The sequence below is a fragment of the Nannocystis punicea genome, from assembly GCF_026965555.1.
Taxonomy (GTDB): Bacteria; Myxococcota_A; Polyangia; order Nannocystales; family Nannocystaceae; genus Nannocystis; species Nannocystis punicea.
Genome location: NZ_CP114040.1, coordinates 4522030 through 4548471, shown reverse-complemented (window position 1 = coordinate 4548471; position 26442 = coordinate 4522030). Strand labels below are relative to the sequence as shown.

General features: G+C 72.6%; 20 protein-coding genes. 9 read left to right on the top strand and 11 right to left on the bottom strand.

Annotation, left to right across the window (positions count from 1 at the left end):
- Nucleotides 1–3 precede the first annotated feature (3 nt).
- On the bottom strand, nt 4–633 hold the full coding sequence (locus O0S08_RS17595; RefSeq protein WP_269040323.1) for a hypothetical protein: 630 nt from the start codon (nt 631–633) through the stop codon (nt 4–6).
- A gap of 300 nt (nt 634–933) precedes the next feature.
- Here O0S08_RS17595 and O0S08_RS17590 point away from each other — a divergent pair, with 300 nt between their 5' ends.
- From O0S08_RS17590 to O0S08_RS17580, 3 genes are all read left to right on the top strand, one after another.
- Nucleotides 934–2922 (top strand): PQQ-dependent sugar dehydrogenase, encoded by a 1989-nt coding sequence (locus O0S08_RS17590; protein ID WP_269040322.1) that lies wholly within the window; start codon nt 934–936, stop codon nt 2920–2922.
- 42 nt (nt 2923–2964) lie between these two features.
- Entirely contained in the window at nt 2965–3345 is a 381-nt protein-coding gene (locus O0S08_RS17585) for a GFA family protein (protein ID WP_269040321.1), read from the top strand.
- A 170-nt stretch (nt 3346–3515) separates the two neighbouring features.
- Nucleotides 3516–4469 carry a hypothetical protein gene (locus O0S08_RS17580; protein ID WP_269040320.1) on the top strand — a complete coding sequence of 318 codons (954 nt, stop codon included), beginning with the start codon at nt 3516–3518 and terminating at the stop codon, nt 4467–4469.
- 64 nt (nt 4470–4533) lie between these two features.
- On the opposite strand, the gene rpiA is transcribed toward O0S08_RS17580, so the two are convergent.
- Both rpiA and O0S08_RS17570 read right to left on the bottom strand, forming a co-directional pair.
- Nucleotides 4534–5175 (bottom strand): ribose-5-phosphate isomerase RpiA, encoded by a 642-nt coding sequence (rpiA, locus tag O0S08_RS17575; RefSeq protein WP_269040319.1) that lies wholly within the window; start codon nt 5173–5175, stop codon nt 4534–4536.
- A 7-nt stretch (nt 5176–5182) separates the two neighbouring features.
- Nucleotides 5183–6277 carry a hypothetical protein gene (locus O0S08_RS17570; RefSeq protein ID WP_269040318.1) on the bottom strand — a complete coding sequence of 365 codons (1095 nt, stop codon included), beginning with the start codon at nt 6275–6277 and terminating at the stop codon, nt 5183–5185.
- 284 nt (nt 6278–6561) lie between these two features.
- On the opposite strand from O0S08_RS17570, the gene O0S08_RS17565 reads away from it, so the two are divergent.
- The 3 genes from O0S08_RS17565 (at nt 6562) to O0S08_RS17555 (ending at nt 9644) form a co-directional block, all read left to right on the top strand.
- Entirely contained in the window at nt 6562–7434 is an 873-nt protein-coding gene (locus O0S08_RS17565) for an acyl-CoA desaturase (protein WP_269040317.1), read from the top strand.
- A gap of 111 nt (nt 7435–7545) precedes the next feature.
- Nucleotides 7546–9414 (top strand): hypothetical protein, encoded by a 1869-nt coding sequence (locus tag O0S08_RS17560; protein WP_269040316.1) that lies wholly within the window; start codon nt 7546–7548, stop codon nt 9412–9414.
- An 11-nt stretch (nt 9415–9425) separates the two neighbouring features.
- Nucleotides 9426–9644: a hypothetical protein gene (locus tag O0S08_RS17555; protein WP_269040315.1), complete on the top strand. Its 219-nt coding sequence runs from the start codon at nt 9426–9428 to the stop codon at nt 9642–9644.
- A 226-nt stretch (nt 9645–9870) separates the two neighbouring features.
- Here the strand turns inward: O0S08_RS17555 and O0S08_RS17550 are convergent, their stop codons facing one another.
- From O0S08_RS17550 to O0S08_RS17530, 5 genes are all read right to left on the bottom strand, one after another.
- Complete coding sequence (locus O0S08_RS17550) at nt 9871–10029, bottom strand: hypothetical protein (RefSeq protein WP_269040314.1); 159 nt, start codon at nt 10027–10029, stop codon at nt 9871–9873.
- Between the two features lie 236 nt (nt 10030–10265).
- Complete coding sequence (locus tag O0S08_RS17545) at nt 10266–11534, bottom strand: TolC family protein (RefSeq protein ID WP_269040313.1); 1269 nt, start codon at nt 11532–11534, stop codon at nt 10266–10268.
- Nucleotides 11531–14578 carry an efflux RND transporter permease subunit gene (locus O0S08_RS17540; RefSeq protein ID WP_269040312.1) on the bottom strand — a complete coding sequence of 1016 codons (3048 nt, stop codon included), beginning with the start codon at nt 14576–14578 and terminating at the stop codon, nt 11531–11533. Before O0S08_RS17540 ends, O0S08_RS17545 begins: the two co-directional genes overlap by 4 nt.
- 6 nt (nt 14579–14584) lie before the next feature.
- Nucleotides 14585–15703 (bottom strand): efflux RND transporter periplasmic adaptor subunit, encoded by a 1119-nt coding sequence (locus O0S08_RS17535; protein WP_269040311.1) that lies wholly within the window; start codon nt 15701–15703, stop codon nt 14585–14587.
- A gap of 378 nt (nt 15704–16081) precedes the next feature.
- Nucleotides 16082–17605: a hypothetical protein gene (locus O0S08_RS17530; protein ID WP_269040310.1), complete on the bottom strand. Its 1524-nt coding sequence runs from the start codon at nt 17603–17605 to the stop codon at nt 16082–16084.
- Between the two features lie 523 nt (nt 17606–18128).
- Here O0S08_RS17530 and O0S08_RS17525 point away from each other — a divergent pair.
- Complete coding sequence (locus O0S08_RS17525) at nt 18129–19406, top strand: hypothetical protein (RefSeq protein ID WP_269040309.1); 1278 nt, start codon at nt 18129–18131, stop codon at nt 19404–19406.
- A gap of 245 nt (nt 19407–19651) precedes the next feature.
- On the top strand, nt 19652–20617 hold the full coding sequence (locus O0S08_RS17520; RefSeq protein WP_269040308.1) for a gluzincin family metallopeptidase: 966 nt from the start codon (nt 19652–19654) through the stop codon (nt 20615–20617).
- 65 nt (nt 20618–20682) lie between these two features.
- On the opposite strand, the gene O0S08_RS17515 is transcribed toward O0S08_RS17520, so the two are convergent.
- On the bottom strand, nt 20683–21810 hold the full coding sequence (locus tag O0S08_RS17515; RefSeq protein WP_269040307.1) for a M28 family metallopeptidase: 1128 nt from the start codon (nt 21808–21810) through the stop codon (nt 20683–20685).
- Between the two features lie 72 nt (nt 21811–21882).
- Between O0S08_RS17515 and O0S08_RS17510 the strand changes: the two genes are divergently transcribed.
- Complete coding sequence (locus tag O0S08_RS17510) at nt 21883–22332, top strand: DUF1579 family protein (protein WP_269040306.1); 450 nt, start codon at nt 21883–21885, stop codon at nt 22330–22332.
- A 226-nt stretch (nt 22333–22558) separates the two neighbouring features.
- On the opposite strand, the gene O0S08_RS17505 is transcribed toward O0S08_RS17510, so the two are convergent.
- Nucleotides 22559–23704: a CAP domain-containing protein gene (locus tag O0S08_RS17505; RefSeq protein ID WP_269040305.1), complete on the bottom strand. Its 1146-nt coding sequence runs from the start codon at nt 23702–23704 to the stop codon at nt 22559–22561.
- 259 nt (nt 23705–23963) lie between these two features.
- Nucleotides 23964–26246, bottom strand: coding sequence for a TAXI family TRAP transporter solute-binding subunit (locus tag O0S08_RS17500; protein WP_269040304.1), 2283 nt, complete (start codon nt 26244–26246; stop codon nt 23964–23966).
- Between the last annotated feature and the right edge of the window lie 196 nt (nt 26247–26442).

Sequence of the window (26442 nt, the reverse complement as noted above, 5' to 3'; positions counted from 1 at the left end):
CCGTCAGCACGGATCGGCGGCGCCGACCTCGCCCCACTGCTCGGCGCACGGCGTGCTGTTCGGGTTGTAGGCGTCGGGGTTCCAGTCGCCGCAGTCGATCTCCGACATGCAGGCGCCGAACGCGTCGAGGGCCGCCTTGCGCGACGGGCAGTCGCCCCAGTAGCCGTAGGTCTCGTCGAGGCACTCCTGCTGGTCGGCGTAGTAGGTCCCGCCGCACTCCTTGTAGCGGCGGCAGAACGCCTGCATGCCGTCCTCGCCGGGCAGCACGCCCGGGCCGTCGGTCGGCGCCGGCTCGGTCGTGCTCGTCGTCTCGGCCGCCGTCGTCTCGGCCGCCGTCGTCTCGGCCGCCGTCGTGCCGGCCGTCGGCTCACCCGACGTCGTCGGCCCGGTCGTCTCGTCGACGCCGGTGTCGGTCGCCTCGCTGGTGCTGCCGTCGGAGTCGTCGGTCGCGTTGCTCGCGTTCGAGGCGTTGGACGCGTTGCTCGCGTTGCTGGCGTTCGAGCCGTCGCTCGGGTTCGTCGACGCGACGGTCGGGTTGGTCGCCGAGTCGAGCGGGTCCTTCTCGTCGGCGCAGGCAAGGCTCAGGCACGCGGCCAGAGTGAAACATGGGGGGATGAGGTCGCGGAGGGTCACGCGGCGCGGAACATAGGAAAACGAGGCCGGCATTTCCAGCCGCGCAATCGACGCTACAGGAGTGAGCACGGTCGTGTGCCCGACCATCCCCGACGCCTGTCCGCAGCTCGCATCACGCTCCCTGTCCTGCTCCCATTGCCGGCGCGGGCTCGACCGCTCCCTCGCGGGCCTGTGCCGACGCCCGCGCCCGGCGTATCCTGAGCCATGCTCCTTATTCTTGCTTGTAGGTCCCGGTCGCTGCTGCTCGCGACCGCGGCGCTGGCGAGCGCCTGCAGCTCGAGCAGCGGTGGTCCCGAATGCTTGAACCTCCCGCGGCCGCCCTCGCGGGACGTCGTCGAGCTCTCGCGGGTGTTCCCCTCGGTGGCGATCGAGGGTGGCGTCGACCTCCTGCTCGCCCCGACCGGCGATCGCTGGTACCTCGCGACCCAGAGCGGGCAAATCTACACCTTCCCCAACGTCGCCGACCCGCCCGCGCCGACCCTGTTCGCCGACCTCTCCGCGCAGCTCGTCGACGGCGGCGAGGCTGGCCTCCTGGGCATGGCCTTTCACCCCGACTACGAAGTCAACGGCGATCTCTTCCTGTCGTACACCGGCCCGGGCGGCCCCGTGTTCGAGTCGCGCCTGTCTCGCTTCCACACCGACGACGGCCTCGGCCTCGACCTCGACAGCGAGGAGTCGATCCTCGTCGTCGATCAGCCCTACACCAACCACAACGGCGGCGACATCGGCTTCGGTCGCGACGGCTTCCTCTACTTCGGCCTCGGCGACGGCGGAGCCGGCGGCGACCCGCAGAACCGCGCCCAGGACCCCGACAGTTTGCTCGGCAAGATCCTCCGCATCGACGTCGACGCCGGCGAGCCGTACGCCATCCCGACCGACAACCCCTACGCGGCCGGCGGCGGTCGCCCCGAGATCTTCGCGCTCGGCCTGCGCAACCCGTGGCGCTTCAACTTCGATCGCGCCACCGGCGAGCTGTGGGCCGGCGACGTCGGTCAGAACGTGTGGGAGGAGGTCGACAAGATCGTCCTCGGCGGCAACTACGGCTGGAACATCAAGGAGGGCCTCGACTGCTTCGGCCAGGACGTCTGCGCCGGCGCCGGCCTCGTCGATCCGGTGGCCCAGTACCGCAACACCGGCGGCGCCTCCGTCATCGCCGGCTTCGTCTACCGCGGCACCGCCGTCCCCGAAGCCGCCGGCCTGTTCGTCTACACCGACTTCTACGGCCAGACCTTGTGGGGCGTCGCCGAGGGCGCGGCGCCGGTCGTGCTCGGCGAGGCCGGCGTCCGCGGCACCGTCGCCTTCGCCGAGGACCAGGACGGCGAGCTCTACGCCCTCGCCTACGGCGGCGGGATCTACCGCCTGCGCGCCGCGACCCCGTCCACGGGCCCTGGCCTTCCGGACATGCTCTCGGAGACAGGCTGCCTCGACGTCGCCGACCCGCGGCGCCCGCCGGCCGGCGCGGCCGCCTACGCGCTCAACGTCCCGTTCTGGTCCGACGGCGCCGACAAGACGCGGTGGATGTTCCTGCCGCCCGGCCGCGCCGCCGAGGTCGCAGAGGACGGCGACCTCGCGCTGCCGACCGGCAGCGTGGTCGTCAAGACCTTCGAGCTGGCCGGCGCGCCGATCGAGACGCGCCTGTTCGTGCACCACGGCGACGGCGAGTGGGCCGGCTACAGCTACGCCTGGGACGAGGACGGCGGCGACGCGCGCCTGCTCGAGGCCGGCGAGACGCGGGTCATCGGCGACCGGACGTGGATCTTCCCCGACCGCGCCGATTGCATGTACTGCCATTCGCGCGCCGCCGGCCGCACCCTCGGCCTCGAGCTGGCCCAGCTCGCGCGCGAGGTCCCCGGCGACGACGGCGAACCGGTCGATCAGCTGCTCCTGCTGGCCTCGAAGGGCGTCCTGACCGACCCGCCCGCGGTCTCGCCGCTGCCCGCGACCGCCGGCGACGCCCCGCTGGCCGAGCGCGCCCGCGCCTACCTGCACGCCAATTGCTCGCAGTGCCACCGCCCCGACGCCCCCAGCGGCCGCGCCCGCCTCGACCTCCGCCGGGACGTCCCCGCCGCGATGATGAACCTGTGCGAGGCCACCCCGCGCTCCGGCGACCTCGACCTCGAGGACGCCACCTTGCTGACCCCCGGCGATCCTGCGCGATCGATCCTCTCGGCCCGCATGCACACTCTCGGCAGCACCCGCATGCCGGCCGTCGGCTCCGGCGTCGTCGACAGCGAGGGCGCGGCCCTGATCGACGCCTGGATCGCCGACCTCGCCGCCTGCCCCGATTGACCGTCGCCCGTGCTAGACGAGAGCCGCAACGACAGGAGCGCCATGCACAACGGATCTTGCCTCTGCGGCGCCGTGACCTTCGAGGTCACGGGGACGCTGCCCCCGCCCAACGCGTGCCATTGTTCGCAGTGCCGCAAGCAGTCGGGCCATTACTGGGCGTCGACCGACGTCCCGCGCACCACCCTGACGATCCGCGGCGAGGACCGCCTGACCTGGTTCCGCTCGTCGGAGAAGGTGCGCCGCGGCTTCTGCTCCACCTGCGGCTCGTGGCTGTTCTGGGACCCCATCCACAGCAAAAAGATCGCCGTCGCCATGGGCGCCTTCGATCCGCCGACGCACGCCCGCCTGGCCATGCACATCCACGTGGCCGACAAGGGCGATTACTACGACATCACCGACGACCTGCCGCAGCACCCGCATTGACGCATTCGCGGCCATGCGAGCCGCCAGCCGGGCCCGCCCGACGCGTCGATCCGGCGAGGCCCGCTCCCCCGCGACTGCGCTCCGCCGCGCGAGCCCGTCCGCCCCCGCCCGCGGGCTCACCCGCCCGCATCGGGGCTGTTCGCCCGGCCCCGTGTTACGTTGGCCCGCGCATGCGACGTCCGCTCCTGCTCCTCGCCCTCGCCTGCCTGCCCGCCTGCAAGACCGCCACCACGTCGGGGTCGGGCCGGGCGAAGGGCCCCGCGGCGACCGAGTCGGGCGCCTTCGGCACCCCCATCGCCGGCGCGGACGACTCGCCCCTCGATCCGACCACCACCACGTCGGGCGCCTTCGCCAACCCCGGGGGGCCGCGAGCCGGCCGCGACAGCCGGGCCGAGGATCGCGAGCGGATCGCCGACCTGAAGGCCCCCGATCGCTCCGCGCCGCCCCCCGGGCCGCCCGGCTCGTCGAAGGATCACCCGCTGCCGACCTGCGGCACCACCGGCTCCTACGTGGCGGTCGCCGACGCCGAGTGCGAGGACGGCACTCGCCCGTTCGACGGCGACATCCCCAAGGGCATGCGGGCCCGCCGCGGCAACGTCGGCCCCAACAAGGACGGCCACATCATCGACCTGTACGAAGTGCCATGTCCCGAGGGACTGCAGAAGATCTTCGTCGACATGTACGGCTGCGACCGCGCCCAGCCGTCGCGCTCCGAGTTCGAGCGCGACACCTACGTGCGCGACGCCTTCCTCGTCGGCGATCACGCCCGCTTCAGCGAGCGCTGCTTCGCCGAGGAGGCGCGCGGCCCCGACCGGGTGTCGCTGATGCTGCAGAGCTGCCTGCCCGCCATGCCCACGGCCCTGCGCGAGCAGGGCAAGCTGCCCGAGGCCCGCGCCTGGCTGGCCCGCTACTGCGCCGGCACCCCGCCGCCGACCGTCGACGAGCCCAAGCGCTGGACCTACTTCCGCAACGTGCTCGAGGCCCTCGACGCCCTGCGCCAGCAGCAGGGCCGGTCCGAGGCCGATCGCGCCCGGGAGCGCAAGCAGATCGCCGCCGAGTACGCCAAGGTCTGCGACGTCGACCTCAAGGCCTACGAGGCCTGGCTCAAGGACAACCCCGAGTGAGCGTGTCCCGATATCCAGGTCTCTTCAGACATGTCGATTCAGACATGTCCCCAAAACACATCCATCACCACGACCACGGCGGGTCGTCGCCGACGATCACCACGTCGGCCGGCCGGCGGGCGAACAGGCCGACGCTGACCACCCCGGCGATCTGGTCGAGCGCCGCCTCGAGCGCCGCGGGCTCGTCGATCACCAGGCCGTGGACGTCGAGGATCCACCCGCCGTTGTCGGTCACCACGCCCTCGCGCCACACGGGCGTGCCGCCGGTCGTCCTGGCGATCGTGCGCGCCACCAGCTCGCGCGCCATCGGGATGACCTCGACCGGCAGCGGCACCCCGCCGAGCCGCGCCACCCGCTTGCCCGGGTCGATGATGCAGACGAACCGCTCGGACGCCGCCGCCACGATCTTCTCGCGGGTCAGCGCCGCGCCGCCGCCCTTGATCAGGCGCCGCTGCGGGTCGCAGGCGTCGGCGCCGTCGACGTACAGCGGCAGCGGCCCGGTGGCGTTGAGGTCGAGCACCGCGATCCCGCGGGCCCGCAGGCGCGCGGCCGTCTGCTCCGAGCTGGCCACCGCGCCGGCGATCTTGCAGGACGCCAGCGCGTCGATGAAGTGGGCCACGGTCGACCCGGTGCCCACGCCGACGACTGTCCCTTCGGACACGTGAGCCAGCGCCGCCGTCGCCGCCCGCTGCTTCGCGTCCGTCATCCTCGGCTCACATCGGGATCACCGGCGCGCACGTCGACACGCCGGCGCCGACCACCAGCAGCGGCGCGTTCTCGGTCAGCACGGTGAGGTCCTGCTGGCCGTTCATGTCGCTGTCGTCATAGTCGAGGTGGGTGACCTCGGAGTTGAAGAGGTCGTTGTCGCTGTCGGTGAAGAAGTAGAAGTCGCCGGCGAAGAAGGCGAACGCGAACGCGCCGTTGTTGATCTCGAGCCCGTTGAGCGGCAGCACCGACAGCGCCGCGCCGGTGGCCTTGTCGGCCTCGACCAGCTTCGACGGGAACTGCCCGCCGAAGATGAACGCCCGCCCGTCGCCGGTGCCGGTCAGCTCGGCGCCGTCGAAGTTGGTCTTGCCGAGCTTGGACAGGCCCAGGTTGTTCGGGTCGATAGTGATGAAGTCGCCGATGTTCGGGCCCTCGCTGTAGCCGCCGAAGCCGCTGTACGTGTTGCCGTAGATCCGGTCGCACTTGTCGCTCTCGCTGTTCGACACGAACGCCATGCCGAAATTCTTGACCCCCTGCTGGTTCAGCGCGAAGCCCGGGTCGCTGCAGTCGGCGACGTTGGTGACGTCGACCTTGCGCAGCGCGCCGGTGCTGTTGAACTGGACCCACGCGTAGCCGAGCCGGTCGACCGCCATCGAGAACGTATTGGTCATGCCGCAGCCGATCGCGCCCAGCATCGTGAACTCGTTCGTCTCGGGGAAGTACTTCCACAGCTCGGCGTCGTCGGACAGCACGAAGATGCCGTCGTCGAGCGGCACCTCGAGGTCCGGGCAGGCGCACGGCTCGGGCTCGCCGGTGGTCGAGTCGTCGGTCGTCTCGCCGGTCTCGCCGGTCGTCGTCGTCGTCGTCGTCTCGGCGGTGGTCGAATCGACCGGCTCCGTCGTGCCGGTGCTCGTGCTCGTGCCCGGATCGGGCTCCGTCGTGCCCGTGGTGGTGCTCGTGCTGGTGCTCGTGCTCGTGCTGGTGCTCGTCGTCGGCGCCGTCGTCGTCGGCGTCCCCGACTCCGACTCGCCCGCCGTCCCGGTGTCCTCCGAGGTCGCACTGGTCGGCCCGAGGGTCGTCGAGGTCGAAGACGGGTCCGTCATGGTTGTGTCACTGGAGGACATCGAGGCTCCGACGGTCTGGGCCGCGCCGCCGTCGCCGCAAGCGAGCAGACAGGAGAGCGCGATAGCGGGCGAGGACGAAGTTCGCATGGACGGCAGAATAACCCGCCGACGCGGGCATCGGGCTCGATCGGCGCCGGCCGCACGGGAGGTCTCTCATCGCCTCCGGCCCGGCACGGGCGGCGGACCCGACGTGCGTCGACGCGCACGGCCGGCAGGGCCCGGCCGTCGAGACCTGCGCTCGCGGCTGCTAGCCTGCGGTCGCCTTGTCCACGGCAGTCGAAGTCGAAGAGTTCGTCCCTCCGCCGGCCACCAGCTCGCCCGAAGTCGGCGGACTCATGTGGAGTCACGTGATCGGCGCCGGGCTGATGCACCTGGCGGTCGTCGCGGCCCCCTTCACCTTCTCGTGGAGCGGCCTCGGCGTCGCGCTCGTCCTCTGGTGGCTCGCCGGCGGCGTCGGCATCTGCCTCGGGTATCACCGCCTGCTGTGTCACCGCAGCTTCGCGGTCCCGCGGCTGTTGACGTACGTCATCGTCCTGTTCGGCACCCTGAGCTGGCAGGGCAGCCCGGTGCTGTGGGTCGGCAAGCATCGCCTGCACCACCGCTGGTCCGATCAGGAGCACGACCCGCACTCGCCGAGGCGCGGCCTGCTGTGGGCCCACATGCTGTGGGTCTTCATGCGCGCCGACGAGGACGCCGAGCGCGCGTTCGCCCGCGACCTCCTGCGCGACCCGGTGATGCGGTGGTTCGACCGCTGGCACTACGTCCCGCAGTTCGTCCTCGCGGTCCTGCTCTACGTCGTCGGCGAGGCGTGGTTCGGCCAGGGCTGGAGCTGGGTCGTGTGGGGCGTCCCGGTGCGCCTCGTTTTCACGTATCACGCGACGTGGCTCGTCAACTCGGCCGCGCACCGCTGGGGTTACCGCAATTACGAGACTCGCGACGACTCTCGTAACAATTGGTGGGTCGCCCTGCTGACGTTCGGCGAGGGCTGGCACAACAATCACCACGCCCACCAGCGCGCCGCGGCCCACGGTCGACGGTGGTTCGAGCTCGACCCGACTTACCTCATGATCCGCGGCCTCGCGCTCGTCGGCCTCGCGCGCGACATCGTCGCCCCGCGCGAGCCGCTGAAGTCCTGAGCCCCACGTACGCGCCTGCAGACCGCGCCGGCCCGCGGGCCTCGCGTGGGCTCGCGTCGTACCGGGGATCTCCGTGTAGCCGCGGCCGGGGAACTTCGCTGTAATCGCCGCATGCGTTGGAATCTTGTGGCGCTCCTCTCGGCCGCCGGCCTGCTCGCCTGCGGCGACCCCAATCGCCCCGCCGAGAGCGACAGCTCCGTCATCACCGCCTCCACCACTCCGAGCACCGGCAACACCGCCGGCGGCAGCGACACCACCGACACCTCGGCGCCGACGACCGCCGACCCGAGCGCCAGCGGCAGCGTCGGCGACCCGACCGAGGGCTCGGCCACCGGCACGACGAACGGCACCACCGTCGATCCGGCGACCACCGCGACCACCGGCGACGATCCGGGCATGGTCGTCTCGATCGAGATCGATCCGCTCGACGCGATCATCACCGTCGTCGACGGCGTGGTCCCGGCAGCGACCCAGTACAGCGCCGTCGGCGTCACCAACAAGGGCATCAAGATCCCCGTCACCGGCACCTGGTCGTTCGACAAGCTCGACCTCGCCGGCATCGGCGATCAGTCGGGCATGCTCAGCGCCACCGGCTTCGCGGGCGGCGTCGGCACGGTCACCTTCGAGGGCGCCGGCGAGCTGCCCGCTGCCACCACCAGCGCCACGGTCAAGCTGCTGTTCAACGCCGAGCCCAACCCGGTCCCGCCGGAGACCAAGGACCTGTTCGGCATGGCCGTCGACCCCGATCCGGCGATGGTCCTGCTCTACCCGTACGACAAGACCGTGTTCCCGCGCGGCCTCATCGGTCCCACCATTCAGTGGGACGGCGGCGGCGCCAACGACCTCTATTACATCCACGCCTACAGCGAGTTCTTCGAGTACAAGGGCTGGCACAACGTCCCGCCGCCGTCGCGCTTCGACTTCCCGAAGCTGCCGACGGACATCTGGCTCAAGCTGACCGCCTCGACCGAGGGCGACGTCAAGGTGGACATCGCCCGCTTCGACGGTCAGAAGGCCTACCTCGCCAAGACCCAGACCTGGACGATCGCCCCGGCCAACCTGACCGGCACCGTCTATTACTGGGAGGTCAACAACGGCAACGTCGTGCGCCTCAACATCGGCGCCACCGCGCCCGAGCAGTTCATCCAGAAGCCGCCGGGCGTCGCCTGCGTCGCCTGTCACAGCGTGTCGAAGGACGGCTCGCGGATCGCCGCCAGCTTCCACGGCGGCTACAGCCCGTGGAGCACCATCGATGCCGCCTCCGGCAACGTCCTCTACTACCCCGACCTCGCCTCCGGCTTCCAGGCGATCGCGCCCAACGGCTCGCACGTGGTGTGGGGCCAGTCCGACGAGAGCGGCGCGCTCAAGCTCACCACCTTCGACAGCGCCACCCCGCTCGCGCAGCTGACGGTGCCCGGCGGCATGCCGGAGCACCCGGTGTGGTCGAGCGACGGCTCCAAGATCGCGTTCGCCCGCAAGACCGACGGCAACTGGCTCGACTTCAACAACAGCGAGTTGTGGCTGGTCGACGTCGACCTGATGACCAACTCCTTCGCCAACGCGCACCAGATCGTCGACAAGATCCCCGGGCTCACCACCACCACGTTCCCGACCTTCTCGCCCGACTCGCAGTGGATCGCCTTCAACCGCCTCAACCAGGCCCGCACCCGCGCCGCCGTCACCGAGGTCTGGCTGACCAACCTCGACGGCAGCTCGGTGGTCCGCCTCGACAAGGCCAACGCTTCGGCATCATCGAGCCCGGCCAGGACCAGACCACCTACGAGCCGACCTTCCTGCCCGTCTCGGTCGGCGGTTACTCGTGGCTCATCATCGGCTCCGAGCGCAAGTACGGCAACACGCTCACCGACACCAACCCGGCCACCCGGCGCAAGCAGCTGTGGGTCACCGCGATCGACGGCAACATCACCCCGGGCACCGACCCGAGCCACCCGCCCTTCTGGCTCCCGGGCCAGGAGCTGAACAACTCCAACATGCGCGGCGAGTGGGCGCTCTCGCCCTGCAAGCAGCTCGGCCAGGGCTGTAACGCCGGCTTCGACTGCTGCGACGGCTTCTGCTACGGCGACCCGGCCGTGTGCTCCGACAAGCCCGACACCTGCTCGCACATCGGCGACTCCTGCGAGGTCGACGCCGCCTGCTGCGAGGGCGAGGGCACCTGCATCGCCGGCTACTGCTCGATCCAGCCGGGCTGAGCGCGACCTGTCCTGCGGGACAGCCGTCGATGCGCTGAAAAACATGTCCCCGGAGACAGCCCATCGGCGGCTGTCCCCGGGGACATCTCGTCTCGGGCTCGCGCTCCCGAGCCGCCTGCCAGCGCGGTGGCGCGCACCCAAACCTGCGAGCCCTGTCGCTAGCAGCGCCGCTCCGAAATCCTCCAAGGGTTGGGAGCCACCGACGCGTCCCAGCGAGAGCGGCGTCTTACGGCTCCAGTTCCAGGCAGAGGCCGACCTGGTGTCCACCGGCCCTCGGCTGCACCTTCACATCGGTATCCGCCGGGGGGATCTCCGTCGTCTCCGCCTGCGTGTCGCTCGGCGCGGGGGTCTTCTTCTCGGTCTCGTCGATCGTCGGGTCGCTCATGGTTTGATCCGTACCACAGCCTGACCCGCTCGCCCTTGGAGAACTTCCGGGCGGCTGTACCAGCCCGTGAACGGTATGTCACCGGAGAGAGACCCCTCGCTCCCTGGCGAGCGCGGCCACGAGCTCAGCGATCGCGCGGCCAGGCGCGCGCGGGCCGGCGATCGCTGTCACTTCGAACATGTCCTCGGGGACATCTCGTCCCGGAAGCACAATCACGGGCGCGACGCGCCGCCGCGTCAATCGTCGGGCCGCTCGCCGCCGCCGACCTCGAGCACCCAGCGCAGCTCGACCTCGGCGAGGCGGGCCGCGGTCGCCAGCTCGAGGTCGCGGAGGCGCATGTCGCGGACGCTGAGGCTGGCGTCGGCCAGCTCGAACGCGCTGAGGCGGCCGTTCTGGTAGCCGGCCTGCGCCTGCTGCTGCAGCACCTCGGCGCCCTCGCGGCTCATCGCCACGTGCCGCCGCGACGCCTCGTTGCGCTGCTGCGCGACCTCGTGGGCGGCGCGGAGGCGCTGCTCGGCGGCGAGGACCAGCGTGCGCGCCACGCTGTCGGCCGCGCGGGCCTCGGCGCGCGCGCGGTCGATGAAGCCCTGGCCGCGCGACAGGATCGGCAGCGGCACCGTCACGCCGGCGCCGACGTCGACCTGTCCGGGCCCCTGGCCGAAGCCCGCCGCGACGCGCAGGCCGATGCCGGGGAACACCTCCCGGCGAGCCACGCCCACGCTCGCGCGCGCGGCCTCGAGGCGAGCCCGCGCGGCCGCCAGGTCGGGCCGCCCGGCGATCATCTGCGCCTGCAGCGTCGCCACCGGCGGGACCTCGGCGGCGGCGAACAAATCGATGCGCGGCGCCCCCTTCAACTGCCCCGCGCGCGGACCCACGGCGACGTCGAGCCGGCCCCGCGCCGCGCTGACGTCGGCCTGGGCGCTGCGGAACGCGGCCTCGGCGGCCGCGACTGCGAGGCCGATCCGCGTCGCGTCGTACTTCGGCGCCACGCCGCCGGCCACCCGCGCGTCGACGATGCGCTCGCTCTCCTGCAGGTCAGAGAGCGCGTCGCCGTGGACCTCCACGGTGCGCAGCGCCCCGGCCAGGCCGATCATCGCCCGCTCCACTTCGAGCTCGAGCCCTCGCAGCAGCCGCTGATTGTCGCCCGCGACCGCGCGCTCCTCGTGCCGCGCGACCTCGCCGCGGGCCCGCGGCACCGCCGTCACCGGCAACCACTGGGCCACGCCGACCACCAGCGCGCCGGCGCGATCGTACGAGGTCGAGCGCACGCCGAGGAAGTAATCGAAGTTGACGGCCGGGTTCTCCCACAGGCGCGCCGCCACCCGCGTCGCCCCGGCCCAGTCCGCCCGCGCCGCCGCGTAGTCCTGCAGCGGGTGACCCTCGCGCATCGCCGCCACCGCCTGCGCCAGCGAGAAGCCCGAGTCCGCCGCCGCCTCCTCGGCTCGCGGCGCCACCTCCTGCGCGGCCGGGCTCGCCAGCGCCAGCGCCAGCGCCCACGCGATCACGCGTCACCTCGCCGCGCGCGCGCGTCGCCGCGGTGGAGCAGCGGCAGCAGCACCAGCATCACCGGCGTCGTCACCAGCAGCCCGGACACGATGGCGATCGCGAACGGCCGCTGCGTCTCGCTGCCCATCGCGTGGCTCAGGGCCGCCGGCACCAGACCGAGCAGCGCCAGCGCGGTGGTGAGGAGCACCGGGCGCAGCGCCGCGCGGGCGCCCTCGATCGACGCCGAGCTCGCGTCGCTCCCGGCCGCGCGATCGATCGCCCCGCACAGCACCACCCCCGACAGCACCACCTGGCCGAGCAACGCGATGCAGCCGACCGCGCTGCTGACCGAGAACAGCTCGCCGGCGACGCGCAGCCCCGCGATCGCGCCCAGGCACGCCAGCGGCAGGAACGCCGCGATCACCAGAGTCGCGCGCAGCCGGCCGAAGTTGAGGAACAGGATCCCGAGGATCGCCGCCAGCGCGACCGGCAGCGACAGCGCCAGCCGGCGCATCGCCCGGTCCTGATTCTTGAACTCGCCGCTCCACACCACCTGCATGCCCTCGCCGCGCGGCACCTCGGCGGCCGCCGCCTGGGCCGCCTTCACGGTGCTGCCGAGGTCGCGGCCGCGGACGTTGAACTTCACCGCCACGAAGCGCGTGAAGTCCTCGCGCCAGATCGCCGCGCGGCCGGGCGCGAGGGCGATCGTCGCCACCTCGCCGAGAGTCACCCCGTCGACCGGCGCCGACACCACCAGCCGGCGCAGCGCCTCCGGGTCGGCCCGCACCGCGTCGGGCAGGCGCAGGGCCACGCCATAGCGCCGCTCGCCGTCCCACACCTCCGTCGCCACCGCGCTGCCGAGCGCCACGCGGATGGTCGTCTGCACGTCCTCGACCGCCAGCCCGCGGCGGGCCAGCGCCTCGCGGTCGAGCTCGATGCGCAGCTGCGGCACGCTGCCGGCCTGGTACAGCGCCAGGTCGGCGACCCCCGGCACCGCGGCCAATCGCTCGCGCAGCGCCTCCGCGACCTCCGTCATCGCCGCCAGATCCTGGCCGCGCACCTTCACCACCACCTGGCCGATGATCCCCGAGATGGTCTCGAACACGCGGTCGGTGATCGGCTGCGAGAAGTTGAGCTCGACCCCCGGCAGGTCGCCGAAGCGCGCGCGCAGCTCGGCCTCGAGGCTGCGGCGCGACGCCCCCGGCCGCCAGCCCGACTCCGGCGCGAGGTTGACGAAGAACTCGGCGTTGTTGGGCCCCTCCGCCTGGGTCGCGTCCTCCGGGCGGCCGATGTGCGTGAGCACGTCGGTCGCCTCCGGCAGCTCGAGGATCGCCGCGCGCATCGCGGTGACGTGGCGGCGCGTGTCGTCGAGCGCGATCGTCGAGGGGAACACCGCGGTGATGTAGAAGCCGCCCTCGTTGAGCTCGGGCAGGAACTCGCTGCCGATGTCGCGCGCGTAGATCCCGAGGCCGATCGTCAGCGCCGCCAGCAGCGCCAGCGCGACCCGCCGCAGCGCCACCAGGCGGCCCAGCAGCGCCGCGTAGGCCCGGCCGAGCGCGCAGAGCCAGCGCGGCGGGGCCCCGTCGACCCGGCCGCGCAGCAGCGCCCGCTCGAGCGCCGGCACCAGCAGCGCCGCCGACAGCAGCGCGCCGAGCAGCGCGAACGCGTAGGTGTAGGCCATCGGCGCGAAGATCCGGCCCTCGACCCGCTCGAGCATGAAGATCGGCAGGAGCGCCGCGATGATGATCAGCAGCGCCAACGCGACCGCGCGCGCCACCCCGCCGGCGGCCGCCTCGATCACCTCTCCGCGGTCGCGCTGCGGCTGGTGGTGGATCGCGTGCAGCGTCGCCTCGAGCACCACGATCGCCCCGTCGACCAGGATCCCGAAGTCGATCGCCCCGAGCGAGATCAGGTTGGCCGGCAGGCCCATCCAGCGCAGGCCGATGAAGGCCGTCAGCATCGACAGCGGCACCACCGCGCCGATGATCAGCACCCCTCGAGCTGTCCGAAGGAACAGGTACACCACGGCCAGCACCAGCAGCGCGCCCTCGGCCAGGTTCTTGCCGACCGTGCCGAGCGTCGCGTCGACCAGCCAGGTGCGGTCGTAGAACGTCTCGATGCGGACCCCTCGCGGCAGGATCTCGTCGTTGAGCTGCTCGACCCGCTCGTGCAGCGCCGCCAGCACCGCGCTCGGGTTCTCGCCGCGGCGCAGCAGGACGATGCCCTCGACCACCTCGTCGATCGCCCCGCGGCCCACGCTGCCGCGCCGCGGCGTCGCCCCCTCGACCAGGGTCGCCACGTCGCGCACGCGGACCGGCACCCCGTTCTCCTCGCGCACCACCGCGAGGCCGAGGTCGGCCGGCGACGTCACCGCCCCGAGGCCGCGCACCACGAACTCCTGCGCGCCGATACCCACGTAACCGCCGCCGGCGTTGGCGTTGCTGCGGCCCAGCGCCGCGTGCACCTCGGCCACCGACACGCCCGCGCTGGCCAGCCGGACCGGGTCGACGCGCACCTGGTACTGGCGCTCGAAGCCGCCGAACGTGACCACGTCGGCGACGCCCTGCACCGCCCGCAGCCGGCGCTCGACCACGAAGTCCTGCAGCGCCCGCAGCTCGCGGAGGCTGCGGTCGCCGTGCAGCGTGTAGCGGAAGATCTGGCCGACCGGCGTCGCCTGCGGCCCCATCTCCGCCTCCGCGCCCTCGGGCAGCTCCGCCCCTCGCAGGCGGTCGGCCACCAGCGTCCGCAGCTCGAAGTCCGACGTGCCCTCGGCGAACGTCAGCGTCACCAGCGACAGGCCGAACACCGACACCGAGCGCAGGTCGATCAGCTTCGGCGTGCCGGCGAAGGCCCGCTCGAGCTCGAGCGTCACCCGGCGCTCGACCTCCTCCGCCGCCTGCCCGGGGTAGAGCCCGACGACCTCGACCATCGGGTCGGTGACGTCCGGGAACGCCTCGATCGGCAGCTCGCGCAGCGCCATCCACCCGTACAGCGCCAGCAGCATCGCGCCGACCAGCACCAGCGGCCAGCGGCGGACTGCGAAGCGGGTCAGCGCGACGAACATCCGCCCTCACAGCAGGCGATCGAGCTCGCCGTCGAGCAGGACCGCGTTGTCGATCACGACCTCGTCGCCCTCCTCGAGGCCGCCCGTGACCTGCACCCGATCGCCCAGGCTGGCGCCGAGCGACACCACCCGCCGCTCGAGCGAGCGCTCGCCGACGGCGACGAACACCACCATCGCGTCGCGCCGCAGCAGCACCGCGCTGCGCGGCACCACCAGCGAGTCGGCGCCCCGCGCGGTCGCCCGCACGCGCACCGCCATCTCCGCGCGCAGCCGCGGCGACGTCGCCTCGGGCCGGCACACCGCGACCGCCGTCCGCGTCGCGCGATCGAGGGTCTGGACCACCTGCACGAGGCTGCCGGGGAACCGCTCCGCGCCGAGGGCCGGGGCGAAGAACGAGCACTCGGCCCCCTCGCGCACGGCCGCCGCGTCGCGCTCCGGGAACGCGACTGTGGCGACCAGGCGGACCGCGTCGCCGATCAGGAACGCCGGCTCGAGGTCGTCGGGGCTGACGCGCTCGCCGGGGTCGAGCGTGCGGCGCAGGACCTGGCCGTCGGCGCTGGCGCGCAGGACGAAGCGATCGGCGCCGTGGTGATCGGCCTGGGCCGCGCGCAAGCTCTCCCGGACCCCGCGCAGCTCGGCCTCGCCGGCCGCCAGCTCGGCCTCGGCCTCGACCAGCTCGCGCGGCGACGCGGCCCCCTGCGCGACCAGCTGCTTGAAGCGCACCACCGCGTCGCGGCGCGCCGCCAGGGTCGCGGTCAGCCGCCGCACCTCGCTGCGCAGCCGCGCGACCTCGCCGCTGCGGAGCGTCGCCAGCGCGTCGTCGGCCCGCACCTGCGCGCCCGCGGCCACGTGCACCGTCTCGACGTAGGCCGAGAACGGCACCCGCACCGCATAGGCCGCGTCCGGCGCGAACTCGAGGCGACCCACGCCCTCGATCTCCGCCTCGACGTCGCTGCGCTCCGCCCGGGCCAGCACGAGCCGCGGCCACAGGTCCTCGCGCACCTGCATGCGCCCGTCCCCGGTGGGCACGTACGCGGGCGCCAGCGTCGGCGCCTCGCGCGGAGCAGGAGCCGCGCAGCCGGCCACGACGGCCACCGCGAGCCCGAAGAAGTGCGTCCTCCGCATGCCGCGCGACGATGGCAGCTCGCGCCTTCGAACACCGTTACTCGCGGGTTACTTCCTTGAAAGCCCCACGCGCCCGACATCGGGGCGATCGCCCCGTGCGATGAAATCAATCGGGCGATCCACGGAATCACCGCGCTCCACTTTACCTGTCTCGAGGGACATCCTGTCACGACAGTAACGACTGCCCATGCGCGCGCGTCGAGCTCGTCGTCGTCGCGCGCCTCACATCACATGTCCCGAAGGACATCCTGTCCAGAAGTGACGACGGCCGCCGACTGCCGCGGCACGAACCGGGGCGCCGGCGCCCCGAGCCAGAGCGCAGCGCCGGCGACGGCCTGTCCCCCGAGACATATCGAGCGCGCACCCCCCGAAGCCCCGTCAGGGCACGAAGCGGTGCACGAGGCCGTCCTGCAGCACGTACAGCAAGCCGTCGGGCCCCATCGCGGCGTCGCGCGGCCTGAGCCCGACGGGCGGCAAGGACCACAACGTCGCCCCGTCCTCCCCGTAGCGGACGACCCGCGTCTTGCTCGTGTCCTCCTGACTCTCGCCCCACGGGACGATCACGCCGCTGCCGGGGGCCGCGACGATCCAGCCGTCGTAGACCGACCAGGACCGCGCCTTCGGCAGATCCTTCCACCACAGCAAGGCGCCCTCGGCGGACAATCCCACGAGCCCGGGCGTGCCATCCCCGGACCACTTGCCCTGCGTCACTGCGACGACGAGCGTTCCCTTGGCGGTGACCACCACGTCGGCCGGAGTCACGTGGTTGAACGTCCCGGGGGCCTCGACCTGCCACCCGGGTGTGCCGTCGCCGGCGAACGACTCGAGCGTCAAGCGCGAGAAGTCACCGTCCTCGGGGCCGCCGGAGCCGGCGACGTAGATCGTCCCCTCGGCGTCGACGACGGCGCCGCCGTAGCGCACCTCCCACTCGGAGGAGAACGGCGCCGCGTGCTGCCACAGCGGTTCGCCGTCGGCGTCGAAGACGTGCAGCCAGGAACCGACCACGGGATCGAACCCGGGGACCACGAGATCACCGGACGGGCTGATCTCGAGGTCCTCCGGCCGGCCGGCGATGGACTCGAAGTCCTGCGCCCACACGAGGTCGCCGGCGGCCGTGAACCGCGCGAGCCACAAGATCGAGCTCGAGGGCGCCTCGGGCGCGACGGTGACCGATCCGGCAGCCAGGACATCACCGTCCTCGGCGGTCGCGAGGTGGCGCATCCAGCGATCGAACATAACGCCGTCGTGAGCGACGCTCCACGCCGCCGGGGTCGCGGTCGGCAACGGCAGCCGATCGATCTTCGCCGAGTACGGCGCCTGGGAGTCGGCGTTCAGGACGCTCGCGCCGATCACCAGCGCGTGCTCGGGCGCGCCGAGGACCGCCGCGTCGAGCAGCGTCAGGCATATGTACACGCCGCCGGTCTCGAGCGTCGACAGCTCGATCGGCGACAACGCGGCTCCCGTGCCCGGCGTGCAGTCGGGCAGGCACTCGTCGCCCGCGAGCACGTTGCCGTCGTCGCACTCCTCTCCAGGGTCGAGCTCGCCGTCGCCGCAGACGCCGACGACGCCGGTGGTGCCGACGCTCGTGTCGCCGCTGCTACCCGGGTCGGAATCACCGCGGGTCGACGTGCTCGCGCCGCTCGACGTGTCACCCGTGCTCACGTTGGCGTCGGTACTCGTCGGCATCGCATCGCTCGTGTTTGCGGTGCTCGTCGGGGTCGCCTCGGTGCTCGCGTCGGTCGTGCCCGCGATCGTCGACGACGCGCCCTCGGTGCTGTCACCGGGATCCACCGTGGCGCTGCTCGGCGGGGCCTCTGTCTCCTCGGAGCCAGGACTGCCAGGGCAAGCGACCAGCGAACAGACGAGCGGGACGACGCCGTGCGAAAAACCGAGCTTTTTCATCGGTCCCAGTCTACGCAACGTCGATCCGGTCCGGACCGGGAAGACCCGGAGGGCCTTCCCGGCCGCTCACGAACGACATGTCCGTGAGGACAGGTAGAATCGACGCGTGCTGGCCATGCGCCTCGCTCGCCCAGGCGGCCGCACGCCGCGTCGGCCTCGATCGAGCACCTCTTTGGGGGGCCGGGTCGGAGGCTGTGGCACAACCTTGGACTCGAGTCTCGCGCGAGGGCCTTTCCCCCCTCACGAATGACCTGTCCGTGAGGACAGGTAGAACCGGCGCGTGATGGCCATGCCTCGCTCGCACGGACGACCTCACGCCGCGTCATGTGCCTGCCCGACCCAGGAGGACGGGTCGGAGGCTGTGGCACAAACGTTGACTTCTCGCGCTCGCGCACGGCCACCTCGCCACCCGCGCCCATCCTCGCGCTTGCGCCAGCCGCGTCGCCCGCTCGCTTCGCCCATCCACGACAGCGAGCAGTCTCCCGATACGCTCGTCGCGGCCGACCTGTTAGACTCGCCGGCGATGCCGCGATCGCCGCTGCCGCTCTCGTGGGCCGGGAGCCAGGAGTCGCGCCGCCGCGGGCACTACCGGGGCAGCGCCGGCGTCGACGCGGCGCGCGTGCAGGCCCTGTGGTCGCTGGTGCTCGCCCACTACCGGCAGTTCGTGTTCGCGGAGCAGCGCGCGAGTCTCCGCCGCGCCAGACCCGTATGGACGGCGACGCTCGCCGTGCTCGCGCTGATGTGGCTGCACGTCGACGCCCGCCTGCTCGCATCGCTCGAGCTGACGTGGTTCGGCTTCTTGACCACGACCACCGCCGGCATCCTCGCCGCGCTCGAGTCGGCTCGCCTGTGCCCGCCCGCCCTGCCGAACCCCGCCGCGATCGACATCGACGCCTGCCCCGAGTGCTCCGCCCCCGCGCGTCGCAGCCGTGAGACCTGTTCGCTGTGCGGCGCCCGCCTTGCTCCGGGAGTCGGCGCCGGAGAGCGCGTGCAGGCGGCCGTACAGCGCCGCTTCGGTCTCGCCCTGCGCATCCCCTGGCCGTACGCCAGCTGGATCTGGACCGCCGGCGGGTGGATCGTCCTGTACTTCACCGCGCTGCTCACGGTGAACATGGCGCGTCGCGGCGTGCTGGTGATCCCCGGCGAGCTCGACCTGGTGTGGCCGCTCGTCGCCGCCGTCTTCGCCATGGTCGTCTTCGGCCGCGCGCTCGCGCAGTCGCTCGCGCAGGCGCGGGCGCTGCGATCCGCTCTCGGCGCCCCGCTGCTCGTCACCGCCGCGCGCGAGCTGCAGGTGCTCGACGCGGTCCCCGACGCACCCCCCGCGACCCTGCCTCCCCTCGTCGTCGACCTCCACACCGCCCCGTCCATCGCCGACCACGTCGAGCGGATCGCCGCAGGCTTGGTCGTGCTGGCCCTCGTCGCGCGCGCCGGCGTCGCGCTGGCCGGCGCTCTTGCGACCGTCGGCCTCGTGCTGTTCGCAGTCACGGCATTCGGCCGGCGAACGCGAGTCACTCTCGGCCCCGACGGCATCCGGGCGACTGCGCGCCTCCGTCGCCACGTGTTCGTGCCGCGCGAAGAGCTGCGAGCCGTCGCCTGCAGCCCGCGCGCCACCTGGTGGCCCGTCGGCGCCATCCAGCGCTGGGAGCTCGTCGCCGTGACCCGCACGGGCGACGAGGTCGCGCTGGCCCGAATCTCGGACGGCGAGGCAGAGCGGTGCGAAGCAGCCATTCGCCTCGGCGCCGCGCTCCGGGCGTCCTCCCCCGCCCCGCGCGACGACCTGTCCCAAAGCACAGACTGGTAAACCTCGCCGCCCACCGACTGCGACCGAGCCCGAGCGCCCGGCCGCCGCCGCAGCATCGACCTGTCCCAAAGCACAGATCGCCAATCTCCGCCGCGCGCAGACTGCCGCGTATCTCGCGGCCCGACCGCCGCCGCTTCGAAGACATGTCTCAAGGTGCCGCCGACCTCACCTCCACCACGCGCCCCTGCTCGCTCCTTCGAAAGCGCGCAGACCCATCCCCCGGCCCCGCGCGTCTCCACCGCGGCATGCACCGCCGAGACTTCGCCCTCGGACTCGCCGCCGCCGGCATCTGCGCTTGCAGCGATCGCCCCGCCGCTGCCCCGCCCGCGCCCTCCCGTACGCTCGAACCCGAGCCCGAGCCCGAGCTCCCTGCGCCCGGCCCGCCGCCGCCGCCGATCCCTGCCGCGGCCCTCGGCCCGCCCCTCATCACCCGCGCCGCCCTCGACGCCCGCGCCGCCGAATTGCGCGAGCGCCACGCCGGTCGCGGCTTCACCGTCCTCGTCGAGCCGCCCTTCGTGGTCCTCGGCGACGAGCCGCCGGCCGACGTCCAGCGCCGGGCCGATCGCACCATTCACTGGTCGGTGCTCCGCCTCAAGCATGACTACTTCGCCCGCGACCCGGCGCGCATCATCGACGTCTACCTGTTCGCGGACCGGGCCAGCTACGGCCGCAACACCCGCGAATTGTTCGGCGAGGAGCCCGACACCCCCTACGGCTATTATTCGCCGAAGCACGCCGCCCTGATCATGAACATCGGCACCGGCGGCGGCACCCTCGTCCACGAGATCGTCCACCCGTTCATGGCCGCCAATTTCCCCGCCTGCCCGGCCTGGTTCAACGAGGGCCTGGCCTCGCTCTACGAGCAATGCGGCGAGCGCGACGGCCAGATCGTCGGCTACCCCAATTGGCGCCTCCCGGGCCTCCAGGCCGAGATCCGCGGCGAGCGCCTGCGCTCGTTCGCCGAGCTGTGCGCCGGCGACTCCGACGATTTCTACGGCCGGCGCTCCGGCGCCAACTACGCCCAGGCCCGCTATCTCTGCTATTATTTACAGGAGCGCGATCGCCTGCGCGACTATTATCATGCCTTCGTCGCCGGCGCCGACCTCGATCCCGGCGGCTACGCCACCCTGCAAAAAATCCTCGGCCACCGCGACATGCCCCGCTTCGAGCGCGAGTGGCGGCGCTTCGTCCTCGACCTCGAGTGGGGTTGAACGCCCGGCGCTCGCCCTGCATCGGCCCCCCGCGAGCGCCGCCGCCAGCGTGACCGCGAATCCGCCTACAGCCCCGCAGCCGTCGCCACCGCCGCCGTCGTCGCCTTGAGCACGTCGGCCGCGAACGCCTGGTCGAGCTTGTCCGCGGTGTCGAGCCCGGAAAAGCAGTGATACGCCGGATAGCGAAACACCCCCGTGTCGAACACGTGCAGGGCCGGCAGCCCCTGCTCCCAGAAGCTCACCTGGTCCGACCTGGCGAGCACCCCGAACGCGTCCTCGTCGAGCTTCTCCGCCTCGGTCAGGGTCATCACCCCGGTCAGCCGGCCGAGGCTCTCCGCGTGCGCCTCGAGCTCGAGCGCGAACGACTCTGCCGACGAGTCTGCGACCACCGCGATGAAGTCGGCGCGCCCCTTGTGGGCCACCAGCTCCTCGGCCAGCCCCGGGAACCGCTCCGCCAGCGGCCCCGGGAAGATCTGCGACTGCTCCGCCGAGCTCGCGTAGCCGATCATGTCGAAGTTGAACGCCACCGCCAGCTTCGCCCCCGTGAACGACTCCGCGAACGCCCGCGAGCCCCACAGGCCGAGCTCCTCCTCGTCCCAGCAGGCCACGATCAGCGTCCGCGGCAACGCGGCCTGACCGAGCACCCGCGCCACCTCGAGCGCCCCGGCCACCCCGCTCGCGTTGTCGTCGGCGCCCGGGCACCCGCTGATGTGATCGTAATGCGCCCCCAGCAGCACCACCTCGGAAGGCGCCTCCGTGCCCTCTCGCCGCCCGATCACGTTGACGCCCGTGCCGTAGTCCTGGCGCTCCACGGTGAAGCCCGCCTTCTCGAGCCCCGCCGCGCAGCGGTCCTGCACCTTCTGCCAGTGGATCGATCCCGGCGGCCGCGACTTCGCGATGAACGCCACGTCCTCGGCCCACCGCTCCGAGTCGATGCAGTCCATCAGCGCCTCCGGGCTGCGGGCCCCGCACGCCGACCCGGCGCCGGCGTCGGGCGCGGGCGCCGTCGTCGTCGGCGCCACCGTAGTCCCGCTCGAGCTGCTCGTACTGCTCGTACTGCTCGTACTGCTCGTACTGCTCGTCTCCCCCGAACCACTCGTCGCGGCCCCGCCGCCGCCCCCGTCCGCGGGCGGAGAGGGACACGCCACGAGCCCGAGCCACCCCAAGCCGACCAACCCGCGGACCGCTCGCATCGCCGTCACTATAGCACCCGGCCGGCGGATCGCCCGTGGATCGCCCGCCGCCGATGGCCTATGACAGGCCTCATGGCCCACCCCCTCACCGAACTCACAGGCTCATGGACCGGCCCCGCGCGCACCTGGCTCGACCCCTCGGGCGAACCCGAGGTGAGCACCTGGCGCGTCGAGATCGAGTCGCTGCTCGACGGTCGCTACGCGCGCCTCCGCTACGACGGCGTGTGCTGCGGCAAGCCGCACCGGGGCGAGATGACCCTCGGCGTCGACGACCACGAGCACACCATGTACTGGATCGACACCTTCCACACCGGCGCCTCCCCCCTGTGGTCGACCGGGCCCGCGGGCCCCGCCGTCTCGGTCCTCGGCAGCTACCGCGCCGGCCCCGAGCGCTGGGGCTGGCGCACCGCCTTCCGCCGCGACGGCGACCTCCTCGTGATCGAGGCCACCAACATCAAGCCGACCGGCGAGGAAGATCACGCGATCGAGGTCCGCCTCACCCGCCAGACCACGTCTGCCTGATCGAGCATGTCCTCGAGGGCATGCCCCCACGGGCATGCCCACGAGAACCTGTCCTCACGGTCATACCACTGCCTGCACTGAACGGCATGCCCCCGAGAACCTGTCCTCACGGGCAGGCCACCACTTGCACCTCGTCGCTGAACGGCATGTCCTCGAGAACCTGTCCTCACGGGCAGGCCACCACCTGCACCTCGTCGCTGAATGGCATGCCCTCGAGAGCCTGTCCTCACGGGCAGGCCACCACCTGCACCTCGTAGCTGAACGGCTGCGGCACCCCGTTCACCTGCACCGTATAGGTCTTGCCGGCCTCGCTGACCCAGCCCTGCGGCGTCATCGCGATCGCGCTGGCCGAGCCGAACCCGCCCATGAGCGTCGTCAGCTGGACCGGCTTGTCGACCCCGCCCTCCGTGATGCTCACCTGCGCCGCGCCGAGGTCGAGCGCGTCGCTCTGGATCGTCCAGCCCGTCTGGTCGACGTCGGACCACGGCACCTCCGGCACGTGGATCGCGTCGATCGGCACCACCCCGGCGGGCGGCCACGCCGTCCACGTCGCGCTCCCGCCGCCCTGCCCGCCGATCACCCACATGCACGAGTTGACCGCCGTCGAGCCGAGCCCGATCGGCCCCAGCCCGTTCGAGAGGATCCATCGTCGGTGGCCGAACGTCGTCGCGTTGCCCGGATCGACCATGTAGAGGTCGACCGCGACCACCCCCGGCGTCGACGAGATGTTGCTGTTCATCGCCGCCTGCGCCCCGTCGGCCGTGTAGCACTTCCACTTCATCGGCGGCTCGTGCGACAGCTGCCCGTTGGCGTGCATCATCAGCGCGCACTGCTGCGCCTTCGCGTCGAGCCCCGCGTCGTGGCCGACCGGCGGCAGCCCGGCCAGCCAGCGGTACAGGTTGACCAGCTTGAGCGCGTTGTCGCGGCCCGGCGCCCCGGTGTCCCCGGCCAGGCAACCGGCGACGTCCCCGTCCCATGTCCCTTCGGACATGTCCGCACGGTCCGCCGTCCAGCGCCCGCACACCTCCGCCACCGGGTCGACCGGCGCCCCGGTGGTCGCCTCGGAGGTCGCCTCGCTCGCCGTCCCGGAGTCGACCGGATCTGTCCCCGAGGACATCTCATCGGGTCCCGTGGTCGTCGTCGTCCCCGGCCAGCCCGTACTCGTCGGCGCCGCACCGGTCGAGGCCTCGCCGCTGCTCGTCGGCCCTCCCGTCTCGCCGGTCGCGGACCCGGCCGTGGCCGCGCTCGCGGCCGTCGCGGCCTCGCTCGCGGTCTCGACCGCACCTGTACTTTCGGTCACCTCCGAACCGCCGTGGTAGCAACCGACGACGAGCACGGACACCCCCGCGAAGACGACGCGACGAGCCAGCATCCCGCCCGAATACGACCGACCCCATGCCGCCGTCAACCGCGCGAACGCGACCCCGCGCGCGAGCCCCCACGGCTCGCGCCTCCTCGCGCCCCGCTTCGACGCTCACGCTCTCCGGGTCGCTCTTCGCTCGCTCGCGTCGCTACGACCCCCTGCGACCCGTTCCGCCTCGCGCCGCGCACTCGTCCGCTCCCCGGTCGCCCTCCGCTCGCCGGTGTCGCGACAACCACCGCGACCGCGCCGACGTCCGCCCCGTCCCCTTTTAGCTCGACGGCGCGCCCTTGCGGCTCTCGGCGACGATCCGCACCAGGTCGGCCTCGTCCTCGCACAGCGCGACGATGAGGTCACCCGGCGCCACCGTCTCGTCGGGCCGCGGGTTGACGATCAGCCGCCGGCGCAGCTCCGCGTGCGACGTCCCGCCCGCGGGCGCCTTGCCGCCCGGATCGGCCGTGCGGTACAGCCCCAGGGGCACCGCGCCCCCGCGGCCCTGGACCTCGAGCAGCGCGCGCCGGGCCTTGCGCCACGGCTGTCCGATCAGCCAGGTGGGTGCCGGCGCCGTGTAGACCTCGGCGTTGTCGTCGGCGAACGCCACCACGCGGTTGAACAGCTCGGCGAACGCGCGGTCGCGGCAGGCCATCACCAGCCAGCGGTGCGCCAGCGCCTGGCAATCGACCGGCACCAGCCACGCCGCGAACGGCGAGAACACCTCCTCGCGCTCCGCCTCCGACGTCTCGACCAGAGTCACCGGCAGCGCCGGCGCGGTGCGGGCGATCTCGACCGACGTCGCCGCGACTCCGAGCGTCCGCGCCCGCTGGCCGCCGCCGATCGGGTCGCGCGCGCACGCCTGGTGGACCGCGCGGGCGATCCGCAGCGGATCGTAGCTCGACCCGTTCGTCTCGCCGTCGCCGAGCACGATCACCCGCGACGCCCGCGGCAGCCGCAGCCCGGCCAGGTCCTCCGGCACCTCGGGGTTCGAGTGGTGGATCGTCAGCGCCTTGACCCGCGCCAGCTGCAGCCGCACCCGCCGCGGCAGCGCGTCGGACACCACCACGTGCAGCGGCCGGTGGCGCGTCGGCCCCGGGCTGCGCAACAGCCGGATCAGCGGCAGCATGTCCTCGCGGAAGTTCAGCACCACCAGGTGCTTGTTGAGCCGCCGCCACAGCCGCGTCTGCTCCTGCGCGAAGATGTTGGTCAGCGTCGCCGTGAACCACGCCAGAAGGCCCAGCCCGAGGATCGTCGCCGCCGCCCCGACCAGCCGCGCCGTCGGCGTCTTCAGCGTGTCCGTCGTGAAGTTGCCGGTGGCGAACGTGTTCATCTCCCAGAACGAGTCGTTCAGCGTTCGCAACCTGGCGTTCGAGTCATGTTCCAGAGACCAGACGATGAACGTCGACAGCGTCACCACGCAGGCGAACGCCGCGAACGGCACCAGCGGGTTCGACAGCTGGCTCTCGAGCCCGGCCCCCGGGACCCGCCGCCGCCGCAGCGCCCGCCGGACCAGGTACAGAGCCACGCCCAGGGCCCCTGCGAACGCCCCGCCCTGCAGCCACGCCCGCCGCCGCTCGCTGCTCTCGTGGACCTCGGCCACCGGGTGGAGCGGGATCGGCTCGCGCTCGGCGAACCCGCGCCACTCGACGCGGACCCCGAGGCCCGCGTATTGCTTGTCGCTGGCGAGCTTCTTGAGCCCGTGGATCATCGCCTCGACCGCCAGCCGGCGGTCTGCGAGGAACGCCTCGTCTTCGAGCCGCTCGCGCGGCGTCGCCACCAGCACCACCGAGCTCACGCACACCGTCGGCATGCTGTACTCGAGGCCGGGGTAGGTCCCGGTCTCGATCGGGCAGATCCGGTAGTACGGATAGCCGTCGATCAGGCGGTTCAGGACCGGCTCGGGCAGCGGGTTCAGGGTCGCCAGACCCGACGCCAGCACGTCGCCGATCTCCGCGTGCCCGGGCTCGGTGGTCCGCAGCATCGTCAGCAGCTCGCGCCGGCTCATCGCCACCAGCGCCTCCTCGGCCGTGCCCATGAACAGCGGCAGCTGCTCGGCCGTGTGCCCGGCCGCGCCGAGGATCACCTTCGCCGTCTCGTAGCTGCCCGAGCCGTCCTTGCCCATGAACAGCGGCTCGCGGCCGATCTCGGCGAAGTCGTCGAGGCGCACCGGCCGGCGCACCAGCACGTGCACCGCCGCGTCGGAGACCGCCGCGACCACCCGCAGCTCGGCCTTGTCGGCCTCCTCGGGCGACAGCTTGCACATCCACCCGCCCTTCGGGATCGCGCTGTCGCCCGCGTCCGCGTCGGCCAGGCCGGCCTTGTACGCCTCGGCCGCCACGTCGTACTGCACCAGCGCCGCGTCGAGCTCGCCCGACAGCAGCTTGTGCACGTTGTCGCACGAGCCCCGCGTCGACTCCGGCGCGATCGCCACCCGCCCCTCGCCGCGCGCCGCCTCGGCCAGCGCGTGCGCGGTCACGTCGAACCCACCCTTCTTGGCGCCCGAGCCGAAGCGGACCACGATCGCCTCGCCGGCCCGCGCCGCGCCTGTCTGCAGGAACATGCCCAGGAGCACAGGCGCGAACAGCCATGTCCTTTCGAACATGCCCCGAACGCCAGGCCTCGTCCGGCGGCCCGCCTCGGCCCTCGCGCCGCGAGACGAGGCGCGTGCCGGCGCGACCTCGCTCCCCGGCGACGCCGCACCCGACCACGACGCCGCGTCGACGGGAGCCGTCGCGCGCGCCGGCCCGCTTTCGCCC

Bases quoted from the DNA above. Each gene is read 5' to 3' on its own strand.
- O0S08_RS17540 (WP_269040312.1), bottom strand. From the start codon at position 14,578: ATGTTCGTCGCGCTGACCCGCTTCGCAGTCCGCCGCTGGCCGCTGGTG.
- O0S08_RS17555 (WP_269040315.1), top strand. From the start codon at position 9,426: ATGCGCGGCGAGTGGGCGCTCTCGCCCTGCAAGCAGCTCGGCCAGGGC.
- rpiA (WP_269040319.1), bottom strand. From the start codon at position 5,175: ATGACGGACGCGAAGCAGCGGGCGGCGACGGCGGCGCTGGCTCACGTG.
- O0S08_RS17525 (WP_269040309.1), top strand. From the start codon at position 18,129: ATGCCGCGATCGCCGCTGCCGCTCTCGTGGGCCGGGAGCCAGGAGTCG.
- O0S08_RS17560 (WP_269040316.1), top strand. From the start codon at position 7,546: ATGCGTTGGAATCTTGTGGCGCTCCTCTCGGCCGCCGGCCTGCTCGCC.
- O0S08_RS17550 (WP_269040314.1), bottom strand. From the start codon at position 10,029: ATGAGCGACCCGACGATCGACGAGACCGAGAAGAAGACCCCCGCGCCG.
- O0S08_RS17530 (WP_269040310.1), bottom strand. From the start codon at position 17,605: ATGAAAAAGCTCGGTTTTTCGCACGGCGTCGTCCCGCTCGTCTGTTCG.
- O0S08_RS17515 (WP_269040307.1), bottom strand. From the start codon at position 21,810: ATGCGAGCGGTCCGCGGGTTGGTCGGCTTGGGGTGGCTCGGGCTCGTG.
- O0S08_RS17505 (WP_269040305.1), bottom strand. From the start codon at position 23,704: ATGCTGGCTCGTCGCGTCGTCTTCGCGGGGGTGTCCGTGCTCGTCGTC.
- O0S08_RS17585 (WP_269040321.1), top strand. From the start codon at position 2,965: ATGCACAACGGATCTTGCCTCTGCGGCGCCGTGACCTTCGAGGTCACG.
- O0S08_RS17570 (WP_269040318.1), bottom strand. From the start codon at position 6,277: ATGACGGACCCGTCTTCGACCTCGACGACCCTCGGGCCGACCAGTGCG.
- O0S08_RS17520 (WP_269040308.1), top strand. From the start codon at position 19,652: ATGCACCGCCGAGACTTCGCCCTCGGACTCGCCGCCGCCGGCATCTGC.
- O0S08_RS17500 (WP_269040304.1), bottom strand. From the start codon at position 26,246: ATGTTCCTGCAGACAGGCGCGGCGCGGGCCGGCGAGGCGATCGTGGTC.
- O0S08_RS17535 (WP_269040311.1), bottom strand. From the start codon at position 15,703: ATGCGGAGGACGCACTTCTTCGGGCTCGCGGTGGCCGTCGTGGCCGGC.
- O0S08_RS17580 (WP_269040320.1), top strand. From the start codon at position 3,516: ATGCGACGTCCGCTCCTGCTCCTCGCCCTCGCCTGCCTGCCCGCCTGC.
- O0S08_RS17510 (WP_269040306.1), top strand. From the start codon at position 21,883: ATGGCCCACCCCCTCACCGAACTCACAGGCTCATGGACCGGCCCCGCG.